The following is a 24818-nucleotide window of genomic DNA, read 5'->3' on the forward strand; positions in this document are numbered from 1 at the left end:
TCAAGCAATCCACGAGCCATTGGCCGGCGCATCAACTGAAACGTGCCAGAGCGAAGGGCTTGAGATCGACGGTGCTACCGGTCCCGGCCAGCTCCGCGGCGACGGCCTCGCCGATGCCGGCCGAGTGCTTGAAGCCGTGCCCCGAGCAGGCGGAGACGACGAGGACCCGCTCCATCGCGGGATGCCGGTCGATGATGAAGCCGCGGTCGGGGGTCACCGTGTAGACGCAGGCCGCGGCCTGGACGACCTTCGGGGTCGCGCCGGCGAGCCGGTTCGCGACGCGCAGCCGGTACATGTCGTCGGATTCAGACGGATCGACGCGGCGCTCCACCCCGTCGGCGCTGGTGGTGGTGCTGTACTGCTCCGTCGCGACCTTGATGGACCCGTCCAGCGGCGGGAAGCCGTAGAGGTATTCCGTGTCGCTCGTCCCGTACATCCAGATGAAGACCGGTGAATGCGGCCCGTAGGCGGTCTCGTCCGCGAGCGCGTACCAGTGCAGGAGCTGACGGCGGACGGTCAGGAGCCGGTCGAAGGGGCTCCCGAGTAGGGGGGCCGTCCAGGCGCCCGCGGCCACGACGGCGCGGTCGGCCAGGATGGTCCCCTCCGCCGTCTCGATGCGGACGCCGCTCCCGTCCTGCTGCAGCCCGACCACCGTGCAGTTGGTGCGGATCTCCGCGCCCGCGGCACCCGCGCGGCCGAGCTGCGCCGCGAGGCAGCGCTCCGGGAACACGTAGCCGCCGCCCGGCTCGTAATAGGCCTTCTCGTCGCCCGCGAGGTTCAGGAATTGCGGGAAGCGGCGGGTCACCTCCGCGCCTGTGAGCACCTCGTGGACGATGCCGGCGCCCTCCGCGGCGCTGATGGACCGGCCGACGAAATCCGGTTTGCCGTGATGCGAGGAGACGCCGTGGCCCGGGGCCATGACGAGCGCCCCGCAGTCGTTCAGCAGGGTCTCGCCCGTCTCGGCCTCCAGCTCGCGCCAGATGCGGTGCGAGGCGGTGACGAAGGGGACGTAGTCGGCGCCCTCACCGACCGCCTGCCGGGTGATCCGCGTCTCGCCGTGGCTCGACCCGAGCGCGTGGGGCGGCGCGAAGCGGTCGAGCCCGATGACCGCGGCGCCCCGCTTCGCCAGCTGGTAGAGCGCGGCGCTGCCCATCGCGCCGAGACCGAGCACGGCGACGTCGTAGCGGCGGCTCACGGCCGACACTCCCGCTGGCTTCCGGGACGGGCCGCCGCGGCGGCGCGGAACGGGGGAAGATCGGCAGGTCGAGGCATCCGGAAGCGATCTCGCGCGGCACGGGGTGACGGCCCACAGCATGATGGATGCCGAGGCGGGCGTTTGACTGTCACGGACGGTTTCCTGCACGTTTGAGCCATCGAGGGCGGAGGGCGCGTGGGAGATGGAGGCGGAGACCGGGGACCGGCCGCAGGAGATCGGCTTCATCCTCGTGCCCGGCTTCGCGCTGCTGTCCTTCGCTTCGGGGTGCGAGCCGTTCCGCGCGGCCAACGAACTCGCCGGGCGGCCGCTCTACCGCCTGCGCTACTTCGGCGAGTCGGAGGGCTCGGTGGCCGCCTCGTCGGGCGCCGAGATTCCCACCGAGGCGCTGCCGCGCCTGCGCGGCCACCTCCACACCCTCTTCGTCTGCGCGGGCGGCGAGCCGACCGGGTGGGACAGGCCCGAGATCCACGCGACCCTGCGGCGGATGGCCCGGCTCGGCGTCCGCATCGGCGGCATCTCGGGCGGTCCCTACCTGATGGCCGCGGCGGGCCTGCTGGCCGATCGCGCGTTCACGCTCCACTGGGAATATGCCGGCGCCACGGTCGAGACCTTCCCGGAAGCGCGCCTGAGCCGGGCGCGCTACGTCGCCGACGGCGATCGCCTGACCTGCGGCGGCGGCGTCGCGCCTCTGGAGATGGCCCACGCCCTGATCGCCGAACGCATGGGCGAGGCCTTCGCCCGACGCGTCTCCGACTGGTTCCTCCACACCGCCATCGGCGCCGCCGACGACCCGCAGCGGGCCTCCGCGGTCGAGCGCTACGGGATCCACCATCCGGCCCTCCTGGCGGTGCTGGAGACGATGGAGAAGACCGTGGAGGCGCCCCTCGGCCGCCTCGCCATGGCGCGCCTCGCGGCGATCAGTCCGCGCCACCTCGACCGGTTGTTCCTCGACAAGCTCGGGCTCAGCTTCACGGCCCAGTACAGAGCGATCCGCCTCGCCCACGGACGCCGCCTCCTGCGCCAGAGCCCGCTCAGGATCGGAGAGATCGCGACGGCCTGCGGATTCACGAGCGCGGCCCATTTCGCCCGCTGCTACCGGTCCCAGTTCGGCTGCAGCCCGTCCGCGGAGCGAGCGTGACGTCCGCCCCGGTCGCCCGAGCGGTCAGTCCCGCGCGTCCGGCATCGCCTTCGGGTCTGCGGGATCGTCCCGGCGCAGCGCGACGCCGCTGGTGCCCTGGGCCAGCATCGCCCGCAGCAGCTCCTCCATCTGCGCGGCGGCCGCCTCGACCGCTAGCCCGCCCTCCCGGATGTTCGAGATGCAGTTGCGCCGGGAATCGGGCAGCCCCGGCGCCGGGCCGAACGTGACGTAGCAGCCCAGGCTGTCGGAGGCCGACAGGCCCGGACGCTCCCCGATCAGAACCACGACGCAGCGCGCCCCGAGCCGCGCCCCGATCGGATCGCCGATCGCCACACGTCCCTGGCTCGCGACGACCACCGGCGCGAGGCGCCAACCGGCCCGCCGCACCCGCACTGCCAGCGCCGCCGCCGCCGGGACCGCGTTCAGCGCGACCGCCGTCGCCGACAGCCCGTCCGCGATCACGATCGCCACGTCGAAGCCCGGCCCGTGCCCGTCGAGCACCGACGCGGAGTCCGGATCGAGGGTGCGGCCCCGGTCCGGCCGGCGCAGGTACTCCGCCCGGTCGGCCACGGCGGAGCGGACCTCCACCGCGTCGAGGCCCTGCGCCCGCAGCCCTTCGCGGATCGCGGCCGCGTCGAGGGGCGTCCACACCGCCTCGCGGGCGCGGGCATGGTCGAGCCCGAAGGCGAGCGCCGCGCCGGTCGGCAGGCCGGCGCCGTGTGCGCCGAGCGCGATGCGCGCCTGGGTCAGCCCGCGGAGGTCGCGCAGCGTCGGGGGACCCGGACGGGCCGGCTCGCCGCTCATGCCGCCCGCCCGGGCAGGAGCCGGGACGCCTCGGCCAGGGCCGGGGGCAGCGCGCCCGCCGCGCTGGCCAGCCGGCCCTGCCCGTCCGTGATGCCCACGGCCCGCAGCCAGGCCTCGAATTCCGGGGCCGGACGGCGACCCAGTGTCTCGCGGGCGTAGACCGCGTCGTGGTGCGACAAGGACTGGTAGTTCAGCATCACGTCGTCCGCCCCCGGCACCGTGATGACGAAGTTGACCCCGGCCGCGCACAGCAGGGTCAGGAGCGCGTCCATGTCCTCGCCGTCCGCATCGGCGTGGTTGGTGTAGCAGACGTCCACGCCCATCGGCAGGCCGAGCAGCTTGCCGCAGAAGTGGTCCTCCAGCCCGGCGCGGACGATCTGCTTGCCGTCGTAGAGGTACTCGGGACCGATGAAGCCCACGACCGTGTTGACCAGCAGCGGGTCGAACTCCCGCGCCACCGCGTAGGCGCGCGCCTCCATGGTCTGCTGGTCGACGCCCCAGTGGGCGTCGGCCGAGAGCGCCGAGCCCTGGCCGGTCTCGAAGTACATGAGCTGCCCACCCTCCGGGCAGCGGCCGAGCGCGCGCGCCGCGTCCGAGGCCTCGCGCAGGACGGCGAGGTCGACGCCGAAGCCGGCATTGGCCTTCTGCGAGCCGGCCACCGACTGGAACACGAGGTCGACGGGCGCGCCGCGGGCCATGGCCTCGATCGCCACGGTGACGTGGCCGAGGCAGCAGTGCTGGGTCGGCACGTCGAGGCGCAGCCGCAGGGTCTCGAGCAGCTCGACGATGCGGATGTAGTCCGGGAGCGAATCGGTGGCCGGGTTGACGCCGATGACCGCGTCGCCCGAGCCCATCAGCAGTCCGTCGAGGGCCGAGATCAGGATGCCCTCGGACGAGTCGGTCGGGTGGTTGGGCTGGTTGCGGGTGGCGAGGCGCCCGGGCAGGCCGATGGTCGAGCGGAAGCGGGTCACCACCGGCCGCTTGGCGGCGACCGCGACGAGGTCCTGCAGGCGGCAGATCTTGGAGACCGCCGCGACCATCTCGGGCGTGAGGCCGGGCGCGAGGGCGGCCAGGGCGTCCGCGTCGGCGGCGGGCGCGAGCAGCCACTCGCGGAAGGCGCCGACCGTCAGGGATGAGACCGGCGCGAAGGCCGCCGGGTCGTGGCGGCGAGCGATCAGGTCGGAGACCTCGTCCTGGTCCGCGGGGATCAATTCCTCGGCCAGGAAGGTCTTGAGCGGCAGGTCGGCGAGGGCGATCTGCGCGGCCAGGCGCTCAACCGGCCCGTCGGCGCAGAGCCCGGCGAGCTGGTCGCCCGAGCGCTCCGGCGTGGCCTTGGCGAGCAGGCTGCGCAGGTCGGGGAAGGTGAAGCGTGTGCCTTCGATCGTCGTCGCGTAGGCCATGCGGGCGCTCCCGGCGCGCTGTCGGACGTCAGGGACCCCGATCCTGCAGGATGTCGGAGCCGCCGGGAAGCGGGGACGGCGCGGGCGCGGCCCGCCCTCAGGCCGGCAGCACGACCACCTTCGTCTTGACCGGCGTGCGCGCGTAGAGGTGGATCATGTCCTGGCTGAGCAGGCCGACGCAGCCGCTGGTGATGCCCGTGCCGATCGATTCGGCGTCGCTGCTGGCGTAGATCGTGTAGAGCGTGTAGGCGCCGTTCTGGTAGAGGTGCAGCGTGCGCGCGCCGAGCGGGTTGTCGAGGCCGCCGGGCATGCCGCGGGCGTATTTCGCGGCCTCGGGCTGGCGCCGGATCATCTCCTTGGGCGGGGTCCAGGTCGCCCACTCGGACTTGCGGCCGACATAGGCGTTCCCGTTCCACAGGAAGCCCTGGCGGCCGACATTGGCGCCGTAGCGGGTGGCGGTGCCGTCACCCTCGATGCGGTAGACGTAGTAGTTGGCGGGATCGACCACGATCGTGCCGGGCGCCTCCGACGAGGCGTACTGGACGGTCCGCCGGTAGTATTTCGGGTTGACCTTGCTGACGTCGACCGCCGGGATCGGGAACTTCTCGTTCGGCATCGGCCCGTAGGTCTTCGCCGCCTCGGCCATGAGCAGGGTGTCGGTCGTCCCGCACCCGCCGAGGGAGAGCGCGCCGATCCCGAGGGCCGAGCCGGCCAGGAACGACCGGCGGCTGAGAACGCCCGCCCCGCATCCGGGGCGCCCGCGCCCGTCGAGGCCGCCGGCCTCGCGATTGTCCGTCATCATCGCCCTGGACTTCCCTGTCCTGCAGCCCGGCGCGACCGCGCGGCGTGCCACCGCCGCGCGAACGGCCAAGCTTGAGAGTGCCGCGTGCCAGCGCGCGTGGCAAGCTTGTCTTTACAGAGTCGAGAGCGGCCGAAATGCGTCGCAAGTGTGGTGAGTCCTCGCGATCTCCGGACTTCGTCGCTGAACGACCGTGCTGACCGCGCCGGGTGTGCTTCGGACGTCCCAGGTGTCCCGGCGCGGGGCGAGGCCGGTCGGCGTCAGAACTGCACGCCGCGGGTCAGGCTGCCGTCGACCACGAGGTTGGTGCCGGTGATGAAGCTCGCGGCCGGGCTCGCCAGGAACACGGCGGCGCGGGCCACCTCCTCCGGCCGCGCCATCCGGCCGGTCGGGTTCAGCCGGAGCGCCTCGGCGAACAGCGCCGGGTTGCCGGTCTCGATCTGGTGCCAGACGCCGCCCGCGAAGTAGGTGTTGCCGGGCGAGACCGAGTTGGCGCGGATGTTCCGGGGCGCGAGCTGGAAGGCCAGCCCCTGCGCGTAGTGGATCAGCGCCGCCTTGAAGGCGCCGTAGGGACCGGCCGCGAAGTCGATCTCGCGCCCGGAGACGCTGGAGATGACGACGATCGCGCCGGCCTCGGAGCGCTCGAGGTACGGCATCGCCGCCTCGACCGCCGAGACGGTGCCCATCATGTCGACGGCGAAGCCGCTGCGCCACGCCGCCTCGTCGCTGCCGACCGCGAGGGCACTCACGTTCGGCACCACGATGTCGAGGCCGCCGAGCTCCTCCGCGGCCTCGGCGACCCAGCCGCGCAGGGCGGCGGAATCGGCGACGTCGACGGCGCGCCCGGTCGCCGCCACGCCCCTGGCGCCCAGGGCCGCCACCTTGGCGGCGACTTCCGCGGCGTTGCGGGCGCAGAGGGCGACCGCCGCCCCCTCGTCGGCCAGCAGGTCGACGATCGCCGCGCCGATCCCCTTGGTGCCGCCGGTCACCAGCGCCCGGCGGCCTCTGAGCCCGAGATCCATGCCGTCCTCCTCCGTCGCCGGTCAGGCGTGGGCGATCGCCTTCGTGATCGAGGCGCCGAGCGTGTATTTCGGATCGACCATGTTGCCGAGCCGCACGCGCCCGCACTGCGTGAGCAGCATGTAGGCGTCGATCTCGTCGAAGCCGAAATCGGCCGCGAGCCAGCGGACCAGCTCCCGGTAGGCGATCCGCGCGGCGTCCTCCATCGGCCGGGACGAGCCGATCGTCATGTAGAAGTCCTCGGTCTCGAGCCGCGGCCAGCGGAAGGTCCAGCCCTTGATCAGGTCGATCTGGACCGTCGTGTGGGTCGGGTGCTCCACCGCGACGCCGCAGAGCTCGCCGTCGCCCTGCGCGGCGTGGCAGTCGCCGAGGTAGAGGAGCGCGCCCTGGGTATTCACCGGCAGGTAGATTACCGCGCCGACGCCGACGTCCGGCAGATCCATGTTGCCGCCGTAATAGTCCGGCTGCAGCGAGGAGATCGCCTCGATCTCCGGCGAGGTGCCGATCGTGCCGATGAAGGGCTGGTAGGGCAGCGTGATCCGGTCGTTCCAGCGCACGCCGTTCTCGGCCGTGACCTCGAGCTTGCGCACCCGCTCGGGCAGGGACGGGTTGAGGAGCGCGGTGTCGGCGGTGGCGACGAGGCCGCCGAATTCCGGCATGATCAGCGTCGTGCCGCAGGGCTGCGGGCCGCGCGGCCGGATCGAGCGGATCGCCACCGCGAGGCAGTCGCCCTTCTGGGCGCCGTTGACGTAGATCGGCCCGTTCTGCGGGTTGAGGTAGGGGAAGTTCAGGATCTGCGTCGGGCTGTCGGTCTCGTGGCGGATCTTGCCCTCGAAGGCGTCGTGGGTCTCGACGGTGACGACGGCGCCGGGATCGACGGTCAGCACCGGCTCGGCGAAGGGCCCGTAGACGTAGTGGTAGCGGCCCTGCTCGGCCTCGGTGATCGTGTACTCCCGGCCGGGCTTGCCGCCGGCGACGCCCTTGCGGGCCATGATGGACTGGTCGAGCCACTGCATGGTCGTCTCTCCCTGGGTTGTCTGCCGTGTCGTCAGACGGCGAGGTGGCGCCGCACGAGGTCGCGGTCGTCGAGGTCCCGGGCCGTCAGCTCGGCGACGATCCGGCCCTTGTCCATGACGTAGCTGCGCTGGGCCATGGCGCGGATCAGGTCGAGGTTCTGCTCCACGAACACGATCGTCACCCCGGTGCGCTTGTTGAGATCGACCAGGGTTCGGCCGATCTGCTGCACCACCGAGGGCTGGATGCCCTCGGAGGGCTCGTCGAGCAGGATCAGCGCGGGCCCACCGACGAGGACGCGGCCGATGGCGAGCTGCTGCTGCTGCCCGCCCGAGAGCGTCCCCGCCCGCTGCCCGCGCCGCTCGCGCAGGATCGGGAACGGCCCGAAGGCGCGCTCGTAATCCGGCCGCTCGCCCTTCGGCAGCAGCGACGCGCCGACCGTCAGGTTGTCGGCGACGCTCATGCGCGGGAACACGTCGCGGCCCTGGGGCACGTAACCGATGCCGAGGCGGGCGCGCCGGTGGGCGGCGAGCCCCTCGACCGCCGCGCCCCGGAACGCGATCCCGCCCGCGGAGGCGGGCAAGAGCCCGACGAGGCTGCGCATCAGCGTCGACTTGCCGACGCCGTTGCGACCGATCACCGCCACGATCTCGCCGGGCCGGACCGCGAGGTCGACGCCCTGCAGCACGGGCTTGCCGCCGTAGCCGGCGCGCAGGCCGGTCGTCGCGAGGAGCGCTTCAGGCATCGGCGACGCTCCGCAGCGGCGGCGCGTCCGCCTCCCCGAGGTAGATCGCGGCGACCCGCTCGTCCGCGATGATCGCGTCGGTGGTGCCCTGGGCGAAGATGCGCCCGACATGGAGCACGGTCACCCGCTGGGCGATCTGCCGGACAAAGGCCATGTCGTGCTCGATGGCCAGCACGGCGACGCCGTCGCGGTTGAGCGCCTGCACCATCTCGCCGGTGGCGAAGGTCTCGTCCGGCGACATCCCGGCGGTGGGCTCGTCGAGAAGGAGCAGGCGCGGCTTGAGGCTGATCGCCATGCCGATCTCCAGCCACTGCTTCTGCCCGTGGCTGAGGTTGCCGGCCCGGTCGGAGGCCGCGGCGGCCAGGTTGAGGAAGGCGAGCAGCCTGCGGATCTCGGCGCCGAGCGAGGCGCCCTCGAGATGGTGCTGCAGGGCGATCTCCAGGTTGTGCGCCACCGACAGGCTCGGGAAGATGCCCGGCACCTGGAACTTGACGCTCATGCCCCGCCGGATCCGCGCGAAGGGCTTGAGCGCGGTGATATCCTCGCCGGCGTAGAGGATCTGCCCCCGCTCCGGCGCGTACTCGCCGAGCAGCAGGCGGAAGAAGGTGCTCTTGCCGGCTCCGTTCGGCCCGATCAGGCAGTGGATCTCCCCCGCCGCGAGGGCGAAGTTCACGTCGTTGGTGACGTGCAGCCCGCCGAAATGCTTGCTGAGATCGCGGGTCTCGAGGAGCGGGCTCATCGGCCCGCCTCCCGGCCGCGCAGGCGCCCGAGCCCGCGCATGGCCGCCACCACGAGGCCGTCGGGCGCGGCCAGCACCACCACGACGAGGAGCAGGCCCATCACCACCAGGGCGTACTGGCTGCCGTAGATCGTCAGCGCCTGGAAGCCGCCGAGGACCACGAGCGTGCCGATGAGCGTGGCCGTCAGGTCGCCGCGGCCGCCGACCGCGACCCAGATCACCGGCAGCGCGGCGGCGGTGAGGCCCATGCTGGAGGGCGTGATGTACTGGCCCCAGGCGGTGTAGAGGGTGCCGCTCAGCCCCGCGAGGGCCGAGCCGATCACGAAGGCGGCGAGCTGGTAGCGCCGCACGTCGTAGCCGAGCATCTCGGCCCGTTCCGGATTCTCGCGGATCGCCACCAGCACGTTGCCGAACCGGGCGTTCACCAGGATGCGCAGCGCGAGGTAGACGACGATCAGGAGGCCCAGGAGGCCGTAGTAGAGGGCGACGTCGGGAAACAGCACGACGTCGCCGTCGAGCCACGGCACGGTCAGGGGCGGCATGCCGCTCATGCCGTTGTAGCCGTTGAGCCGCGCCGCCCCGATCTTCCATTCGGGACCGGCGGTCTGCGCCATGAAGCGCTCCAGGGCGAGTGTCACCGACAGGGTGATGATGCCGAGGAACACCCCGCCGATCCGGCCGAAGAACAGGAAGTAGCCGAGGAGCGCCGCCATCACGGCCGAGAGCGCCACCGCCAGCACCAGGGCCGCCAGGGTGAAGCCGTAGGCCGCGCCGACATTGAGCGTGAGCACGCCGTAGGCGTAGCCGGAGAGGCCGAAGAAGGCGGTCTGGCCGAAGCTGAGCGCGCCGCCGTAGCCCCAGATCAGGCACAGGCCGAGCGCCATGAACACCCAGCAGAAGAAGTAGGCGGTGTTGCCGACCGTGTAGCCGTCCGCGAACCACGGGTAGGCCACGGCGGCGGCCACCGCGAGGGCGAAGACGGTCCAGAAGGCCGGGCCGCGCCCCAGGGTCTGCGGGCCCTCGAGGCGCCGGAGCAGGGTCATCGCCGAGGTCATCGCCGAGGTCATCGCCATGGCCTCAGGCCCGCTCGCGCAGGATCAGGCCCGAGATGCCCCGCGGCAGCACCCGGATCACCAGGATCACCGCGACGAGGAGGCCGATCTGGCCGAAGAGCTGGCCCTGCCACGTCGTGAGCAGCGCCCGCACCGTGCCCAGCACGAGCGCCGCCGGCGCCGTCCCGAGGAAGATGTCGGCGCCGCCGACCACCACGGTGACGAAGGCCTCCATGATGAAGGTCGTCCCCATGGTCGGCACGATGGTCATGGTCGGCGCGTAGAGCCCGCCCGCGAGGCCCGCCAGCGCCGCGCCGAGGCCGAAGGTCAGGGCGTAGACCGTGCGTGTGTCGACGCCGAGGGCCTCGGCCATGTGCGGCACCTGGATGGTGGCGCGGGCGAGCGTCCCGAAGCGGGTGGCATTGAAGGCGAGGTAGAGCCCGGCCAGCACCGCGACGGCGGCGACCATCAGCACCACGCGGTAGGTCGAGTAGGAGTAGCCGCCGACCGTGAAGCTGCCGAGCGGCGTGCCGATCCCCGGCATGCTGGAGCCCAGCAGGATCAGCGTGCCCTGCGTCGCCGCGAGGCTGATGCCCCAGGTCGCCACGATCGTGTCGAGGGGCCGCCCGTAGAGGTGGCGGATGACCAGGCGCTCCATCACCATGCCGACGGCCCCGGCCGCGAGCGCGCCGGCCAGGATCCCCAGCGGAAGCGGCAGCCCCGCCCGCGTGGTCGCCGCCGTGACGTAGGCGCCGCACATGATCAGCTCGCCGTGCGCGAGGTTGATCACGCCCATCATGCCGAACACCACCGCGAGGCCGCAGGCGGAGAGGACCAGGAACGAGAACGCGTCGCCGATCTGGTAGAGGAACGTGAAGGCGTGAGTCAGCAGATCCATCCGGAGGCCCGATCGTGATGGCTGTGGGCCGGAGCCTCGGCCCCGGCGATGTCGCATCGTCGCCGGCCCGGGGCCGCGGCGCGTAGGAATCCGTCCCGGCGGCTCAGGGCTTCGGCGGGTTGCTCGGCGTGTACTGCGCCATCGGATCCTTCTGCGTCAGGTCGCAGCCGGCCTTCCCGAGCCAGTAGGGCTGGATGTTGTCCCAGGTCTTCGGGAAGGAGATCGCGTGCTTCTCGTCGACCTTCGCGAGGTAGATCGTGTGGGAGGCGTGCTGGCTCTTCGGGTCGATGCAGACCTTGCCCTCCGGCGCGTCCACGCAGACGTCGCCCGCCGCGATGACCTTGCGCAGTTCGGCGCGCTTGGTCGAGCCGTTCGCCCGCTCCACCATCTGCTTGTAGAGGTAGACCGCGAGGTAGGAATTCTCGGCCTCCTGGTTCACGTACGGCTCGTTCGGGAACTTCGCCTTCCATTTGGCCAGGAACGCCTTGCTCGACGGGCTATCGACCTCCTCGATGTAGTTCGTGGTCACGTACATGTTGGCGAGGCTCGGCGGCTGGAAGCGCTTGTGCTCGTAGCCCTGGCCGATATTGACCGAGGAGCCCATCGGCACCTTCAGGTTCGCGGCCGCCGCCTGCTCGTAGTAGGAGGCCTGCGCCGTCCCGACGAGCAGCGTCATCAGGATGTCGGGCTTGGCCTTCTGGATGTTCTGGATCGTCTGCGAGAACTGCGACACGCCGAGGGGGATGAATTCTTCCCCGACCATCTCGCCGCCGTTCTCCTTGACGATGTTGCGCACCCACTCGGCCGAGATCTGACCGAAGTTGTAGTCGGCCGCGATCGTGTAGACCCGCTTGCCGAACTTCTCCATCATCCACGGGATCAGCGTGGAGAATTGCTGCTCCGGCACCGCGCCGGTGACGACCATGTGGCCGTCGCACACGCCGCCCTCGTACTGGTTGTTGTAGAACGCGAAGCCGTCGAGCTGGTCGACGATCGGCCGGTAGGCCTCGCGGGACGCGCTGGAGAAGCCCGCAAAGACGGCGTTGACCTTGTCGCGCTGGAGCACCCGGCGCATGAATTCCTGGTAGCGCGTGTTGTCGGACTGCGTGTCGTAGATCACGAGCTCCAGCTTGCGCCCGGCGATGCCGCCCGCGGCGTTGATCTCGTCCGCGGCGAGCTGGATGCCGTGGACCTTGCCGATGGTGGCGACCGCGAAGTCGCCGGATTGGTCCTCGAGGACACCGAGCTTGATCGGGTCGGCGGCGCGCGCCGCCGGGGCGGCCAGGGATGCGCCCGCGAGCAGGGCGGCCGCGAGGGCGGACAGGCGGGATCCGCGGGGCGTTCTCGTCATCGGGTCGTCCTCGTCTACGGGGTGGTGTGCGTGCTTCAGGATCGGGCCAGCCGCGGCGAGAGGGCCGGCGCGGCGACGGACGGACGGGCGCGGACCAGCGCTTCGCAGTAAGCTTCCAGGGGCTGCCGGGCGCGCATGGCGTCGCGCCGCAGCGTCTCGTAGGCCGCGTCGTCGTCGAGGCCGTGCTCCTGCATCAGCCGGAGGATCGCCTTGACGACGTGGCGCCGGCCGCGCCTCCGCTCCTCGAGGCGGGCCAGGCGTTCTTCGAGGAGACGGCGTCGGTTGTGCTCGTTCACCGCCAGGAACAGGGCGGCGTAGACCGAGGCGCCGTGGATCGGCTTGCGCAGCAGGCCGGTCGCGCCGAGCTGGAGCAGCCCCTTGAGGCGGCTCGGCGCCTCGACGCCCACGAGCCCGACGACCGGGACCGGCGGCAGGTCGGGCACGGCGCTTGCCGCGAGGCCCGGCAGCGGCAGGTCGCCGTCCACGACGACGATGTGGTGCTCGGGGTCGAGGATCTCGAAATCGAGCCATGGTGCCTCGCCGGCCGGGACGACCGAGGCCACGGTGAGCCCGAGCTTCATCAGGGTGCTCGCCAGGACGTCCGTGGCAGTGCTCGGCGGCGCGATCAGCAGGGCCTGCGCACCGCTGAAATTCTGGATCAGCCGGGGCGTCGTCATGGCACCACCTTCAGGCGCGGGCGCCGGCTCACCGGCACGACGCGCGGATCGCTGCGCACCAGGTAGGGGTCCGGCGCGACCGGCTCCTCGGCCTGCGCCACGATGGTGAAGCGGGCCGCGGCCGTCGAGAGGCCGATCCGGGGGGTCAGGCAGGCGTGAAGGGTCGTCTCGTCGAGGCGCACCGGTCCCTGGGGCGCCTCGAACGCGTCGGCGCAGGCCGCCCGGCGCACCGTCGCGGCATCCTCGGTTCCGGCCCGCGCCAGCGCCCGCGCCAGGAGATGCACCGCGATGTACGAGGATTCCGCATCCGCCGAGGGGGTCGGGCCTGCGGGGAAGCGCGCCGCGTAGGCTGCCATGAAGGCGCGGTTGCGGGGCGTGTCGATCGACGTGAAGTAGACGCTGGAGGACAGGTGGCCGTCGACCGCCTCCGGCCCGATCGCCTCCAGTTCCGGCTCGGCGAGGCTGCAGCTCGCCACCGGCAGGGTCCGCGCCTGGTCGATGCCGCGCGCCGCGCAGGCACTCCGGAAGTCGCGGAAGAACCGGTACGCCGAGATCCCGATCAGCGTGTTGAAGACGAAGTCCGGCTTCGCGGCCAGGATCGCCGCGATCACCTGATCGAAGGCGGTCTCGCCGACCGCGAGGTAGCGCTCGCCCGCGACGTCGCCGCCTGCGATCGCCAGCGTCTCCCGCAGGATCCGGTTGTTCTCCCAGGCCCAGATGTAGTTGGAGCCGACGCAGAAGGCCGTGCGGCCGCCCCGGGCGAGGAGGTGCCGCACCAGCGGGACGATGTGCTGATTCGGCGCCGCCCCGGTGTAGACCACGTTCGCCGAGGTCTCGAAGCCCTCGTAATGCGACGGGTACCAGAGCAGGGCGTCCCGCTTCTCGAAGATCGGGATGATCTCCTTGCGGCTCGACGAGGTGTAGCAGCCGACGACGTGGCGGATCCCCGCGTCGAGGAGCCGCTCGGCGCCGGCGACGTAGCCCGCGAGGGCGCCCTGCGGGTCGCGGATCACCGGCTCGAGGACGCAGTCGCCCCGCGCGTTCACCTCGTCGACCGCCAGGAGCGCGCCGTTCAGCATCGCCCGCCCGACGAGACCGTAGGGTCCGTCCGCGGAGAACAGGATGCCGATGCGGTGATGGTTGAGGCCCATGCAATCCTTCAGAACGCAAAAAGCCCGCCAGTGCGGAAGCACTGCGGGCGGCATCGCCGTGAAAGATGGTGACGTATTGGCGCGAAACTGGGCAGCTTTGCCCCGCGCCTGAAAACTAGGCTCCTCGGTAATGGCCTCGGTGTCAAGTCCCGCGCAGTCTTTTCGGAACCGGCGTCTTGACGATTGCTTCCCGGGTCGCTGGCCGGCGTCCGCGCGAGGCCCCTCCGCGGCGCCTCTACCCGCGGAGGCGAGGCGGATGACGGCCGCGCCCCGCGCGGGCGCAGGATCGCTCGGCACCACCGGCCGGCGCGATTATTCCGATGTCCGGAATGATGAACTGCCGAGAACGCGTATTCTGCTCGGCCGCACGCGGCGGCATTCTCCTCACACGGCCCGGGGCGATCCCGGCACCCGACGGAGATCCACGGTCATGAAGCTCTACCACCATCCCCTCTCGGGCCACGCGCATCGGGCCCGCCTGTTCCTCTCCCTGGTCGAGGCCCCGCACGAGCTGATCGAGGTCGACCTGAAGGCGGGCGGACACAAGACGCCGGCCTTCCTGGCCATGAACCCGTTCGGTCAGGTGCCGGTGCTCGACGACGACGGCGTGATCGTCTCCGATTCCAACGCCATCCTCGTCTACGTGGCGAAGCGGCTCGGCCGGTCCGACTGGCTGCCCGAGGATCCGCGCGCCGCGGCGGCGGTCCAGCGCTGGCTCTCGGTCGCGGCGGGCGAACTCGCCTACGGGCCGGCGGCGGCGCGGCTGATCACGGTGTTCGGCGCCAAGTTCCATCCGGAGGAGGTGATCGCCCGGGCGCACACGCTCCTGGGGCGGCTCGAGGCGCATCTCGATGGCCGGGACTGGCTCGCGGCCGAGCGGCCGACCGTCGCGGACGTGGCGGTCTACAGCTATCTCGCCCGCGCCCCGGAGGGGAACGTGGACCTGTCGGGCTACCCCCGGGTCGAGGCCTTCCTGCGCCGGATCGAGGGCCTGCCGGGCTTCGTCCCCTTCGCCCAGACCCCCGCGGGCCTCACGGCCGCGGCGTGACCGGAAGGCCCCGGGCGCACCCGCGCCCGGGGGCGGATGCAGGTGGAGGGCGCGGAGATGGCTGACGTTCAGACCCTTGCGACACTGCCGACATGGCATGCCGGCGAGACGTCCATCCAGGAGACGGTCGGCGCCGCCGACCGGATGGCGGTGATCGGCCAGCGGGTGGTGCGGGACTTCATGCCCGATCAGCACCGCGCCTTCTTCGCGGAGATCCCCTTCATCGTGCTGGGCAGCGTCGACCGGCAGGGCGACGCCTGGGCCACGCTCCTGGCCGGCCGTCCCGGCTTCATCACCTCGCCGACCGCCACGACCCTCGACATCGCCGCGCGGCCGGACCCGGCCGACCCCGCGTCCGACGGCACGGGCGACGGCGACGCGATCGGCCTCCTCGGGATCGCGCTGGACAGCCGCCGCCGCAACCGCGTCAACGGACTCGTCCGCTCCACGTCCGGCGGGGTCCTGCACTTCGCCGTCGACCAGAGCTTCGGGAACTGCCCGCAATACATCCAGCTGCGCGACATGAGCCTCGTCGGCGAGCCGGGCGCCCCCGCCCCGGTGCCCGCCGAGGAGAGCGCGGAGCTCGACCCGGAAGCCCGCGCCCTGATCGCGGCGGCCGACACGTTCTTCGTGGCCTCCTACGCCGACCGGGAGGGCCGGCGCCAGGTCGACGTCTCGCATCGCGGCGGCAAGGCGGGGTTCGTCCGCGTCGCCCCGGACGGCACGCTGACCATCCCCGACTTCGCCGGCAACCTGTTCTTCGCCACGCTCGGGAACATCCTCCTGAACGGCAGGGCCGGCCTGGTCTTCACCGATTTCGAGACGGGCGATCTCCTGCAGCTGACCGGCGACGCCGCGGTGATCCTGGACTCGCCCGAGATCGCGGCCTTCCAGCGCGCCGAGCGGCTCTGGAGCTTCCGGCCGCGCCGGGTGATCCGCCGACGCGGTGCCCTGCCGCTGCGCTGGTCGTTCCGGCCGGACGGCTGGTCGCCGAACGCGCTGATGACCGGCGACTGGGCGGAGGCCGCCGACCGCGTTCGGGCGGCCGAGCGCGCGACGCAGTGGCGGCCGTTCCGGGTGGCCGAGATCGTCGACGAGAGCCGCACGATCCGGTCCTTCCACCTGACCCCGGACGACGGGGCCGGGCGGCTGCCGCACCGCGCAGGCCAGCACCTGCCGATCCGCGTCACGCTGCCGGGGGCCGACGCGCCGGTCATCCGGACCTACACGCTCTCGGTCGCGCCCTCGGACCCGACCTACCGGATCAGCGTGAAGCGCGACGGCACCGTCTCGCAGTACCTCCACGACCGAGTCCGGGTCGGCGACATCGTCGAGGCGCGCGCGCCCGGCGGCGGCTTCACCCTCGACGCGAGCGCGGTGCGCCCGGCGGTGCTGCTCGCCGGCGGTGTCGGGATCACGCCGCTCCTCGCGATGCTCCGGCACGTGGTCTACGAGGGCCTGCGCACCCGCAAGATCCGGCCGACCACGCTCGTCTACGCCGCCCGCTCGCGCGCCGAGCGCGCCTTCGACCGGGAGTTGGCCGAACTCGCCGCGGCGGCGCAGGGAGCCGTGCGGATCGTGCGCGTCCTGAGCGATGTCTCCGATGCGACGGCCGGCGTCGATTACGAGGCCGCGGGCCGGATCGACATGGCCCTGCTCACGCGGTTCCTGGCCTTCGCGGATTACGATTTCTACCTGTGCGGCCCGTCGACCTTCACCCAGGCGCTCTATGACGGCCTGCGCGGCTACAACGTGGCGGACGACCGGATCCACGCGGAGGCGTTCGGTCCCTCGGGGCTCATCCGCGACGCCGGAACGGCGTCGGCCGTGCCCCCGCGCCCGCCGGCCTCCACCGAGACGGTGCCGGTCGCCTTCCTCGACACCGGCAAGGAAGCGCGCTGGACGCCGGAATCGGGCAGCCTCCTCGACCTCGCCGAGGCGCGGGGTCTCGCACCGGAGTTCAGCTGCCGCGAGGGCAGCTGCGGGACCTGCCGCACCAAGCTGCTCGCCGGCGCGGTGACCTATCTGAGGGAACCGAGCGCACCGGTGGCTGAGAACGAGGTGCTGATCTGCTCCGCGGTGCCCGCGGAGGGCACGGACCGGGTGCAGCTGGCGCTCTGACGCGCGCGACGGCACGGCCCGCGCGGTGATCCGCCCCGCGGGACCGGCGCCGGCGGATCATCCTCGCCGCGACCGGAGCCGGCGTGGACTTTTCCCCGCGGACAAGGTGCCCATCCTGTCCGTCCGCAGCTGCCGCCCTTCGACGAGCAGAGCGCAGTCACGGAGGTCCGCCTCGCCGAGGACGGGCTGATGCGCTATCGGCACAGCAGCATCGACGAGTCGCCGATCGCGGAATCGGACCGCACGATTCACTGGCCCCTCGGGCGCCGGCCGGACGACCAGCCGGGCCTGAGCTAACTTTCCTTCTGACCGATCGGCCGACACGCCGACGCGGCGGGCCGGATCGGGCGTGAGCGTCGGGATCCGGCCGCGAGAACCCGGAGCGAGGCCATGGATCGGTGGCAGGCCATGCGCATCTTCGCGAAGGTCGCCGAGACGGCGAGCTTCGCGCAGACCGCCCGCCTCCTGCACATGAGCCCGCCGGCCGTGACGCGCGCCGTGGCGGCGCTCGAGGAGACCATCGGCGCCCGCCTCCTGATCCGGACAACCCGCTCGGTGAAGCTCACGGAGGCGGGCAGCCGGTACTACGAGGATTGCCGGCGGATCCTGGCCGACATCGCCGAGGCGGAATCGGCGGCGGCCGGTTCCAACGCGACGCCGTCGGGCACGCTCGCGGTGACGGCCTCGGTCCTGTTCGGACGGATGCACGTGCTCCCGATCGTCACCGACTACCTCGACACCTACCCGACCATGGCGGCCCGGACCCTCTTCGTCGACCGGCCGGTCAGCATGGTGGAGGAGGGAATCGACGTCGCGATCCGCATCGGCCACCTGACCGATTCCGGGTTCACGGCCGCGCGGGTCGGGTCGGTGCGCCACGTCATCTGCGGCGCCCCGGACTACTTCGCGCGGCACGGGGTGCCGGCGACCCCGGCGGATCTCAAGCGCCACCGGATCGCCGTCTCCACCGGCGCCTTCGCGTCGCCGGAGTGGCGGTTCGGCCGGAACGAGCGGGTGGTCGTCCGCCCCACTCTGGAGGGCAACACCAACGAGGTCTCGATCGGCGCGGCGCGGTCGGGCTGGGGGCTGGCGCGGGTCCTGAACTACCAGATCGGCCCGGACCTGATGGACGGCCGCCTGCAGATCGTGCTCGCCGACTACGAGGAGGCGCCGCTGCCCGTCCACGTCCTGTACCCGGAAGGCCGGCACGCGCCCGCGAAGGTGCGGACCTTCGTCGACCTGGCGGTGTCGCGGCTGCGCGCCAACCGGACGCTGAACTGAGAGCAGCCCGGATCGACGAGGGTCGCATTGGTCGCAGCCGCGGCCGGGGAAAGGATGGCTCAGTCTTAGGTTAGTTTTTTAGGATCTCCCGCATCTTCTGCGGGCATTGAGGGCCCAGACGTGACGAGACCCGAGCGCGCGACCGTAGGCAGCCGCCCTTCAGAGGCCACTCGCCCGGATGTCGACGCGGTGGCGCTCTGAGAGGAGTCGGGCGCATGGATCAGTGGACTCGCCTGGACCCCGTCTACGATTCCGAGGCAGCCGCGCGCGCGATCGCCGTGTCGGCGCCCGCGCGCGCCGACGCCCAGGATCGCGACGACGGCTTCCCGCTGGACGACATCGCCGATCTCGCCCGCCTGGGTCTGCTCGCAGCGCCCGTACCGGTGGATCACGGCGGCGCGGGCCTCGGGACGGAGCCGGGCGCCGGTGCCCTGGCGGAGGTGCTGCGGCTCGTCGGCTACGGAAGCCTCGCTCTCGGCCGGCTCTACGAGGGTCACGTCAACGCCCTTCAGCTCGTCGCCCGGTACGGCTCACCCGCCCAGCGCGTCCGCCTGTTCGCCGACGCGCGCGCCGACCATCTGTTCGGTGTCTGGAACACCGAACCGGGGGAAGGCGGCCTCACGATCGAGGCCTCGGACGTCGACGGGCATCTGCGCGGCGTGAAGACCTTCGCGTCGGGCGCCGGCTTCGTCACCCGCGCCCTCGTCACCGCCCGGCATCCGGGACAGGGCGGCACGGCGATGATGGTGGTGCCGCTCGAGGCCGGCACGCGGTCCGATCTCTCGGCGTGGCGGGCGCAGGGCATGCGCGCCTCGGCGACCGGCACGATCGACTTCACCGGCCTCGCCTTCGCGGCCGACGATATCCTCGGCCAGCCCGACGATTACTTCCGGCAGCCGGCCTTCTCGGGCGGCGCGTGGCGCTTCGCGGCGGTGCAGCTCGGCGGCATCGAGGCCGTGTTCGATGCCTGGCGCGGCCATCTGCGCCGCCTCGGCCGGGGGAGCGATCCGCACCAGCTGGCGCGCCTGGGCGAGGGCGCCATCGCGATCGAGGGCGCGCGTCTCTGGGTCGAGCGCGGGGCGCAGGTCGCGTCGGACGCGGCGATGCCGCCGGAGCGCGTCGTCGCCTACATCAACCTGGTCCGCCTCGCGGTCGAGCGCGCCGGCCTCGACGTCCTCCAGCTGGCCCAGCGCTCGGTCGGCCTCCAGGGCTTCCTGCGCGGCCATCCGCTGGAGCGGCTGTCGCGCGATCTCGCCACCTATCTGCGCCAGCCCGGACCGGATCACGCGCTCACCAGCGCGGCCTCCGAGATCCTGCGCGGGGACGGCCTGGCCGGTGACCTCTGGACCGAGAACGCCGCATGACGGGACAGAGCGGCCACGCCACCGCGACGCGGACCGTCTGGCTGGACACGCCGGAGCGGTACGGCCGCGTCAGCCGCGGCTTCCACTGGGTGATGGCGGCCCTGTTCGCCTGGCAATTCACCGGGGCGCTGCTCTACGTCACGATCGGCGATGCGGCGCTCACCCGCCTCGTCGGCGGCAGCCACTTCACCCTCGGCTTCACCCTGTTCGTGCTCGTGCTCCTGCGCGGGGTGTGGGGCCTCGCGAACCTTCACCGGCGCCCCGCCCATCCGGGTACGCGGGGGCACGCGGTCGCGGCCGGTCACGGCCTGATCTACCTCCTGATGGTCCTGGTCCCGAGCCTCGCGCTGCTGCGCCAGTACGGATCGGGCAAGCCCTTCGCGCCCTACGGCATCCCGGTGATGCCGGCGCGCGAGACCAAGATCGAGTGGATGATGCTGCCCGCCGACCTGTTCCACTACTGGCTGGGCTTCACGCTCCTCGCCGTCGTGGTCGGCCACGCCGCGATGGCGGTCCTGCACCGCAGGCTCTGGAACGAGACCGTCCTGACCCGCATGACCTGACCGGCGGCGGGCCCGCGGCGCGCGAGCCTCAGGCCGTCGCCTCCGCGGCGGCGGGCGCGCGGTCGGGCAGCGGCGCGTCCAGCGTGAAGACCACGCCGCGGGGGCGGTACTCGATCTCGGCCGAGCCGCCCATCTCGGCGGCCAGCGCCCGCTCGATGAGCCGCGTGCCGAACCCGCCGCGGTCCGGCGCCGTCACCGCGGGTCCACCGACCTCCTCCCAGCGGAACCAGAGATGGGCCGGCGTCGCCCCGTCGACCACGTCCCAGTTCAGGACCACCCGCCCCCGGTCGTTCGACAGGGCGCCGTACTTCACCGCGTTGGTCGCCAGTTCGTGCAGCGCCATCGTGAAGGCGAGCGTCAGGCGCGGCGTCAGCCACACCTCCGGTCCGTTGATCAGGAAGCGCTGGGCCGCCCCGCCCCGGAACGCCTGGAGGGTGCCCTCCACGATGACGTTGAGCGTGGCGCCGATCCAGCTCTCGCGGGTCAGGACGTCGTGCGCCGCCGAGAGCGAGTGCAGCCGCGCGTCGAGGGTCCTGTGCGCCTCCTCCAGGGAGCCGGCGTTGCGCAGGGTCTGGTGCGCGATCGACTGCATGGTCGCCATCGAGTTCTTCACCCGATGGTTCAGCTCGTCGGCCAGGAGGGTGCGGTGCTCCTCCGCGCGCTTGCGCTCGGTCACGTCGATGGAGACGCCGGCCATGCTCAGCGGCTGGCCGACCGAGTCGTAGAAGGTCTGACCCCGGATCTGCAGCCAGCGCAGCTCGCCGCCGGGCGTGCGCGCCCGGTACTCGATGTCGTAGTCGCTGTGCTCGCGGATCGAGGTCTGCACCGCCGCCTGCATGCGCGGCCGGTCCTCGGGCTCGATCGCGGCGATCAGGTCCTCGTAGCTGAACGCCTCGCCCGGCGCCCGCCCGAAATTCTCCTTGCAGGTCTCGGAGGCCACGAGCCGCATGTCGGCGAGATCGAGGGTCCACGAGCCGAAACGTCCGGCCTTCAGGATGAACCGCAGCCGCTCCTCGCTGCGGGTGAGGTCGCTGGTGCGGCGCTCGATCTCCTGCTCGAGCGCCTCCCGGTCGCGCTGCATCCGCGCGAGCTTCTCCCGCTCCAGCGTCACGTCGAACTGCGACGCGAAGAAGTAGGTGAGCTCCCCGTCGCGATCGAAGACCGGCGAGATTAGCAGCCGGTTCCAGAACAGCTCGCCGCTCTTCTTGTGATTCAGGAGCTCGATCTCGATCGGCACGCGGCGGGCGATCGCCGCCCTGATCCTCGCGATGTCGGCCTTGCTGGTCTCGGGCCCCTGAAGGAACCGGCAGTTCCGGCCGATGATCTCGTCGTGGCCGTACCCGGTCAGCTTGGAGAAGGCGGCGTTGACGAAGACGATGGGATTGTCCGGCTGATGGGGATCGGTGATCAGCATCGGCATCCGCGTCGCCCGCACGGCGGAGACGAAGGGGTCGGTGCTCGCGTCGGTCCGGGCGAATTCCGCCTCGAAGCGCGTGCGTTCCTGCTGATCCGTCAATGCCCCGTCGCCCCTGCCACGACTCGCCGATGGCGGCCTTCGGCCCTCGTGGCGTGGCTGTACCACAGCGGGGATCGCTTGTGCGCAACCATGAGGCGGGCCGAGACGCCGCAGGGGGTCGCGACGCCTCGCCCGATCGGAGCCGGGAAGAGGCCCCCGCTACACCGCGGCCCGACCGGGGCCGAACCCGGCCGGCGGGCGCGAGCCGAGATGGTCCCGCAGGGTCCGGCCCTCGTACTCGGTGCGGAACAGGCCGCGCAGCCGCAGCTCCGGCAGGACCAGCGCGATGAAGTCGTCGAGGCCGCCGGGCAGCGTCGGCGGCATGATGTTGAAGCCGTCCGCCCCGCCGGCCCGGAACCGCGCCTCCATCTCGTCCACGATCTGGGCCGGCGTGCCGACGATCTGCGAGTGGCCGCGCGCGCCGGCGATGCGCAGGTAGAGCTGGCGCAGGGTCAGGCCCTCGCGGCGGGCGAGGTCGAACATGAGCTGCTGGCGGGACTTGATGCCCTCGGTCTCGGGCAACTCCGGCACCGGCCCCTCGGGATCGTAGCCCGACAGGTCGTGGCCGCCGATCATGCGACCGAGCAGCGCCAGCCCGACCACCGGGTCGATCAGGTCCTGCAGCGCCTCGAACTTCGCCCGCGCCTCGGCCTCGCTGCGCCCGACGACGGGGAACAGGCCGGGCATGATCTTCAGGTCATCCGGCGCACGACCGAAACCGGGCATGCGCCCCTTGAGATCGCCGTAGAACTCGACCGCCTCCTCCAGCGTCTGGTTCGCGGTGAAGACGATCTCGGCGGTCCGCGCCGCGAGGTCCTTGCCGGGTCCGGAGGCGCCGGCCTGCACCAGCACGGGCTGGCCCTGCGGCGTCCGCGAGATGTTGAGCGGACCGCGGACCTCGAAATGCTTGCCCCGGTGATCCAGCGAGCGGAAGCCGTCCGGCTTCGAGAACTGGCCGCTGGCGCGGTCGATGATCACGGCGCCGTCGTCCCAGGTGTTCCAGAGGCCGAGGACCACGTCCGCGAATTCCTCGGCGCGCTCGTAGCGGTCGGCGTGACGGCCGATCCGGTCGCCGCCGAAATTCGCCGCCTCCGCGTCGGTCGCGGAGGTCACGAGGTTCCAGCCGGCGCGCCCGCCGCTGAGATGGTCGAGGGAGGCGAACCGGCGCGCGACGTTGAAGGGCTCGTTGAAGCTGGTGGATGTGGTGGCGACGAGACCGATCCGGCGCGTCACCGCCGCGAGGGCCGACAGCAGCGTCAGCGGCTCGAAATGGGTCGAGCGCGCGGTGCGCTCGCTCGACCGCAGGTCGAGGTCGCGGATCCCGCTCCCGTCCTCCAGGAAGATCAGGTCGAACTTCGCGGCCTCGGCGCGCTGCGCCCAGCCGACGTAGCGCTCCAGGACGAGCCCGCCGTCGGCCTCGCTGGAGGGATGGCGCCAGCCGGCGACGTGGTGGCCGGTCGCGTAGAAAAATGCGCCGAGGCGCAGGGTACCCTGTCTCATCGAACCGACCGTCATCGTGCCTGATCCGCTCCGTGCCTTCCGCGCGGGCCGGTGTCCAGCCGCCCCGTGCGCACGGGCGGACCCCGCGTCGCGCGCGGCTCATCCGGCGCGCCGGGACTCCGGCCGGGCGGCGCGTCAGCGCGGGACGGCGGCGTCCGGCGCGTTGTCGGCGGGGAGGTCGCGCAGGTCGGACGAGGCGTGACGCCCGTGCCGGGCCGCCAGCGAGCCCCTTGCCTCCTGCATCGGCATGAAGGCCGCGAATCCGACCGGCTCGGCCACGTCGTGGTAGATCGCCTCCATGCCGCCGCGCATGTGGTAGGTCTCGTGCCAGATGCCCACGCCGCGCGTGTCGCGCAGGAAATCCCGCCACCAGATCCGGTGCGGCTCGGACTTGGACCACGCGACCATGCTGTCCATGTCCCGCCAATACCAGCGCATGCCGACATGGAGCGGGCGCAGGCTGAAGATGATGTTGTTCTCGTAGTGCAGCAGGCCCTCCGGCCGCGCCGCGCCGACCCTGTCGATCCGCGGCCCGAAGCCGAGCAGGGTCTTCACGCCGGCCAGGGTGCGGACCTTCATCCCGAGATAGATCACGACGAGGTCCGGGTAGCCCGAGAAGTCCGGAACCGCGTGTCGCCGGTTCGCGCCCATGATCACGCCCATGATCGCGCCCTCCCTCGCCGGCCGGTCCTGGCGGGCCCTGAGCGTCGAGAATAGGCGACGACGCGGTCTGCGAGCAATATTCGTGGACCGCGTTGCTTACGACCCGCGACGTCCGGCAGTATCGGACGGCATCGGTCGCCCTCCGTCACGACCGCCTCGGAGATCTCCGCTCCGTCGCCGGACCGTCCGGGATCGCGCGCGGCTCAGCGCGTGCGCTCGCCGCAATCCGGGCCATTCTGCCGGGAGCGCGGCCAGGCGCGGGTGCGGATGTACTGTTCGACCACGAAGGCCCCTCCGCCCAGAACAACCACAGCGAGAAGGGCTTCGCGGAAAGTGCCAGGATCGGTCATTGTCTCGACTCTCTGCAGTGGATCGCCCCCTGCCGGGGCCCGGGAGCTCTTCAATGCTGCTCCGTCTCGTCAATTCCTGATCGCTTCCCGGGTTGCGCTGTCCGGCTGACGATTGCCCGTCGACGACGTGAACATTCTGTAAGACTGCGGATCGTGAGAGCGGCGCGTCGGCGCCGAGCGCGCCGCCGGAGAATGGGCGCGTCGGCCGCGCGCCGACCGGCTGGCATCGTGTCGACGGCACGAGGCCTTCGACATTCCGCGCGACGCGCCCGTGTCGGATGCTAGAGCCGTTCCCGATCGGGTTGGGACGCAGGCGATCGGCGAGCCCGTGCCGAACGAGGCGCGGGTCCCCTCTCCCGTGCGGGAGAGGGACAGGGTGAGGGATGAGAACAGTCCGGAAGAGTCGCG

Annotated in this window: 22 protein-coding genes and 1 pseudogene; 7 read left to right on the plus strand and 16 right to left on the minus strand. The window is 71.9% G+C overall.

The features are described 5' to 3' along the window. Nucleotides 1-31: 31 nt before the first annotated feature. Complete coding sequence (gene solA, locus ACLBYE_RS12965; protein WP_447694498.1) at nucleotides 32-1204, minus strand: N-methyl-L-tryptophan oxidase; 1173 nt, start codon at nucleotides 1202-1204, stop codon at nucleotides 32-34. A gap of 193 nt (nucleotides 1205-1397) precedes the next feature. Here solA and ACLBYE_RS12970 point away from each other — a divergent pair, with 193 nt between their 5' ends. Then, a complete protein-coding gene (locus tag ACLBYE_RS12970; protein WP_447694499.1) occupies nucleotides 1398-2354 on the plus strand; it encodes a GlxA family transcriptional regulator in 957 nt (318 codons plus the stop codon). Nucleotides 2355-2378: 24 nt separating this feature from the next. Here ACLBYE_RS12970 and eutC read toward each other — a convergent pair whose 3' ends face one another. The 12 genes from eutC to ACLBYE_RS13030 form a co-directional block, all read right to left on the minus strand. Beyond that, nucleotides 2379-3158, minus strand: coding sequence for an ethanolamine ammonia-lyase subunit EutC (eutC, locus tag ACLBYE_RS12975; RefSeq protein ID WP_447694500.1), 780 nt, complete (start codon nucleotides 3156-3158; stop codon nucleotides 2379-2381). Beyond that, a complete protein-coding gene (locus ACLBYE_RS12980; protein WP_447694501.1) occupies nucleotides 3155-4558 on the minus strand; it encodes an ethanolamine ammonia-lyase subunit EutB in 1404 nt (467 codons plus the stop codon). The genes eutC and ACLBYE_RS12980 overlap by 4 nt, the downstream gene beginning before the upstream one ends. A gap of 97 nt (nucleotides 4559-4655) precedes the next feature. Then, entirely contained in the window at nucleotides 4656-5360 is a 705-nt protein-coding gene (locus tag ACLBYE_RS12985; RefSeq protein ID WP_447694502.1) for a L,D-transpeptidase, read from the minus strand. Between the two features lie 257 nt (nucleotides 5361-5617). Continuing rightward, nucleotides 5618-6379: an SDR family NAD(P)-dependent oxidoreductase gene (locus ACLBYE_RS12990; protein ID WP_447694503.1), complete on the minus strand. Its 762-nt coding sequence runs from the start codon at nucleotides 6377-6379 to the stop codon at nucleotides 5618-5620. A 21-nt stretch (nucleotides 6380-6400) separates the two neighbouring features. Further along, nucleotides 6401-7393, minus strand: coding sequence for an acetamidase/formamidase family protein (locus tag ACLBYE_RS12995; protein ID WP_447694504.1), 993 nt, complete (start codon nucleotides 7391-7393; stop codon nucleotides 6401-6403). Between the two features lie 32 nt (nucleotides 7394-7425). Further along, the gene (locus ACLBYE_RS13000; RefSeq protein ID WP_447694505.1) at nucleotides 7426-8136 is read right to left on the minus strand and encodes an ABC transporter ATP-binding protein; all 711 of its coding nucleotides are present in this window, start codon (nucleotides 8134-8136) and stop codon (nucleotides 7426-7428) included. Beyond that, nucleotides 8129-8875 carry an ABC transporter ATP-binding protein gene (locus ACLBYE_RS13005; protein ID WP_447694506.1) on the minus strand — a complete coding sequence of 249 codons (747 nt, stop codon included), beginning with the start codon at nucleotides 8873-8875 and terminating at the stop codon, nucleotides 8129-8131. The genes ACLBYE_RS13000 and ACLBYE_RS13005 overlap by 8 nt, the downstream gene beginning before the upstream one ends. Then, nucleotides 8872-9930: a branched-chain amino acid ABC transporter permease gene (locus ACLBYE_RS13010; RefSeq protein ID WP_447694517.1), complete on the minus strand. Its 1059-nt coding sequence runs from the start codon at nucleotides 9928-9930 to the stop codon at nucleotides 8872-8874. Before ACLBYE_RS13010 ends, ACLBYE_RS13005 begins: the two co-directional genes overlap by 4 nt. Before the next feature lie 22 nt (nucleotides 9931-9952). Next, entirely contained in the window at nucleotides 9953-10825 is an 873-nt protein-coding gene (locus tag ACLBYE_RS13015; RefSeq protein ID WP_132368368.1) for an ABC transporter permease subunit, read from the minus strand. A gap of 103 nt (nucleotides 10826-10928) precedes the next feature. Beyond that, complete coding sequence (locus tag ACLBYE_RS13020; RefSeq protein ID WP_447694507.1) at nucleotides 10929-12176, minus strand: urea ABC transporter substrate-binding protein; 1248 nt, start codon at nucleotides 12174-12176, stop codon at nucleotides 10929-10931. A 35-nt stretch (nucleotides 12177-12211) separates the two neighbouring features. Beyond that, a complete protein-coding gene (locus tag ACLBYE_RS13025) occupies nucleotides 12212-12853 on the minus strand; it encodes an ANTAR domain-containing response regulator (RefSeq protein ID WP_447694508.1) in 642 nt (213 codons plus the stop codon). After that, nucleotides 12850-14004 (minus strand): transporter substrate-binding domain-containing protein, encoded by a 1155-nt coding sequence (locus ACLBYE_RS13030; protein WP_447694509.1) that lies wholly within the window; start codon nucleotides 14002-14004, stop codon nucleotides 12850-12852. Before ACLBYE_RS13030 ends, ACLBYE_RS13025 begins: the two co-directional genes overlap by 4 nt. Before the next feature lie 430 nt (nucleotides 14005-14434). On the opposite strand from ACLBYE_RS13030, the gene ACLBYE_RS13035 reads away from it, so the two are divergent. The 6 genes and pseudogenes from ACLBYE_RS13035 to ACLBYE_RS13060 all read left to right on the plus strand — a co-directional run bounded on the left by ACLBYE_RS13035 (nucleotide 14435) and on the right by ACLBYE_RS13060 (nucleotide 20381). After that, complete coding sequence (locus ACLBYE_RS13035; RefSeq protein WP_331298724.1) at nucleotides 14435-15052, plus strand: glutathione S-transferase family protein; 618 nt, start codon at nucleotides 14435-14437, stop codon at nucleotides 15050-15052. Between the two features lie 57 nt (nucleotides 15053-15109). Next, the gene (locus tag ACLBYE_RS13040; RefSeq protein ID WP_447694510.1) at nucleotides 15110-17173 is read left to right on the plus strand and encodes a 2Fe-2S iron-sulfur cluster-binding protein; all 2064 of its coding nucleotides are present in this window, start codon (nucleotides 15110-15112) and stop codon (nucleotides 17171-17173) included. 174 nt (nucleotides 17174-17347) lie between these two features. Beyond that, nucleotides 17348-17470 (plus strand): annotated as a pseudogene (locus ACLBYE_RS13045) (DUF1348 domain-containing protein); the annotation flags it as partial. 93 nt (nucleotides 17471-17563) lie between these two features. After that, nucleotides 17564-18454: a LysR family transcriptional regulator gene (locus ACLBYE_RS13050; protein WP_447694511.1), complete on the plus strand. Its 891-nt coding sequence runs from the start codon at nucleotides 17564-17566 to the stop codon at nucleotides 18452-18454. 215 nt (nucleotides 18455-18669) lie between these two features. Further along, on the plus strand, nucleotides 18670-19818 hold the full coding sequence (locus ACLBYE_RS13055; RefSeq protein ID WP_447694512.1) for an acyl-CoA dehydrogenase family protein: 1149 nt from the start codon (nucleotides 18670-18672) through the stop codon (nucleotides 19816-19818). Then, complete coding sequence (locus ACLBYE_RS13060; RefSeq protein WP_447694513.1) at nucleotides 19815-20381, plus strand: cytochrome b; 567 nt, start codon at nucleotides 19815-19817, stop codon at nucleotides 20379-20381. Before ACLBYE_RS13055 ends, ACLBYE_RS13060 begins: the two co-directional genes overlap by 4 nt. 28 nt (nucleotides 20382-20409) lie before the next feature. Here ACLBYE_RS13060 and ACLBYE_RS13065 read toward each other — a convergent pair whose 3' ends face one another. From ACLBYE_RS13065 to ACLBYE_RS13075, 3 genes are all read right to left on the minus strand, one after another. Beyond that, nucleotides 20410-21897, minus strand: a complete 1488-nt coding sequence (locus ACLBYE_RS13065; protein WP_447694514.1) for an HWE histidine kinase domain-containing protein — start codon at nucleotides 21895-21897, stop codon at nucleotides 20410-20412. 159 nt (nucleotides 21898-22056) lie between these two features. Further along, nucleotides 22057-23397, minus strand: coding sequence for an LLM class flavin-dependent oxidoreductase (locus ACLBYE_RS13070; protein WP_447694515.1), 1341 nt, complete (start codon nucleotides 23395-23397; stop codon nucleotides 22057-22059). A 135-nt stretch (nucleotides 23398-23532) separates the two neighbouring features. Continuing rightward, a complete protein-coding gene (locus ACLBYE_RS13075; RefSeq protein ID WP_447694516.1) occupies nucleotides 23533-24060 on the minus strand; it encodes a DUF4188 domain-containing protein in 528 nt (175 codons plus the stop codon). Between the last annotated feature and the right edge of the window lie 758 nt (nucleotides 24061-24818).

Source organism: Methylobacterium sp. A52T (genome assembly GCF_053346095.1).

Coding starts and splice junctions, on each gene's coding strand:
- ACLBYE_RS13040 (WP_447694510.1), top strand. CDS start 15,110: ATGGCTGACGTTCAGACCCTTGCGACACTGCCGACATGGCATGCCGGC.
- ACLBYE_RS13025 (WP_447694508.1), bottom strand. CDS start 12,853: ATGACGACGCCCCGGCTGATCCAGAATTTCAGCGGTGCGCAGGCCCTG.
- ACLBYE_RS13060 (WP_447694513.1), top strand. CDS start 19,815: ATGACGGGACAGAGCGGCCACGCCACCGCGACGCGGACCGTCTGGCTG.
- ACLBYE_RS13015 (WP_132368368.1), bottom strand. CDS start 10,825: ATGGATCTGCTGACTCACGCCTTCACGTTCCTCTACCAGATCGGCGAC.
- eutC (WP_447694500.1), bottom strand. CDS start 3,158: ATGAGCGGCGAGCCGGCCCGTCCGGGTCCCCCGACGCTGCGCGACCTC.
- ACLBYE_RS13050 (WP_447694511.1), top strand. CDS start 17,564: ATGGATCGGTGGCAGGCCATGCGCATCTTCGCGAAGGTCGCCGAGACG.
- ACLBYE_RS13005 (WP_447694506.1), bottom strand. CDS start 8,875: ATGAGCCCGCTCCTCGAGACCCGCGATCTCAGCAAGCATTTCGGCGGG.
- ACLBYE_RS13055 (WP_447694512.1), top strand. CDS start 18,670: ATGGATCAGTGGACTCGCCTGGACCCCGTCTACGATTCCGAGGCAGCC.
- ACLBYE_RS12985 (WP_447694502.1), bottom strand. CDS start 5,360: ATGATGACGGACAATCGCGAGGCCGGCGGCCTCGACGGGCGCGGGCGC.
- ACLBYE_RS13000 (WP_447694505.1), bottom strand. CDS start 8,136: ATGCCTGAAGCGCTCCTCGCGACGACCGGCCTGCGCGCCGGCTACGGC.
- ACLBYE_RS13030 (WP_447694509.1), bottom strand. CDS start 14,004: ATGGGCCTCAACCATCACCGCATCGGCATCCTGTTCTCCGCGGACGGA.
- ACLBYE_RS13070 (WP_447694515.1), bottom strand. CDS start 23,397: ATGAGACAGGGTACCCTGCGCCTCGGCGCATTTTTCTACGCGACCGGC.
- ACLBYE_RS12995 (WP_447694504.1), bottom strand. CDS start 7,393: ATGCAGTGGCTCGACCAGTCCATCATGGCCCGCAAGGGCGTCGCCGGC.
- ACLBYE_RS13075 (WP_447694516.1), bottom strand. CDS start 24,060: ATGGGCGTGATCATGGGCGCGAACCGGCGACACGCGGTTCCGGACTTC.
- ACLBYE_RS13010 (WP_447694517.1), bottom strand. CDS start 9,930: ATGACCTCGGCGATGACCCTGCTCCGGCGCCTCGAGGGCCCGCAGACC.
- ACLBYE_RS13020 (WP_447694507.1), bottom strand. CDS start 12,176: ATGACGAGAACGCCCCGCGGATCCCGCCTGTCCGCCCTCGCGGCCGCC.
- ACLBYE_RS12980 (WP_447694501.1), bottom strand. CDS start 4,558: ATGGCCTACGCGACGACGATCGAAGGCACACGCTTCACCTTCCCCGAC.
- ACLBYE_RS12970 (WP_447694499.1), top strand. CDS start 1,398: ATGGAGGCGGAGACCGGGGACCGGCCGCAGGAGATCGGCTTCATCCTC.
- ACLBYE_RS12990 (WP_447694503.1), bottom strand. CDS start 6,379: ATGGATCTCGGGCTCAGAGGCCGCCGGGCGCTGGTGACCGGCGGCACC.
- ACLBYE_RS13035 (WP_331298724.1), top strand. CDS start 14,435: ATGAAGCTCTACCACCATCCCCTCTCGGGCCACGCGCATCGGGCCCGC.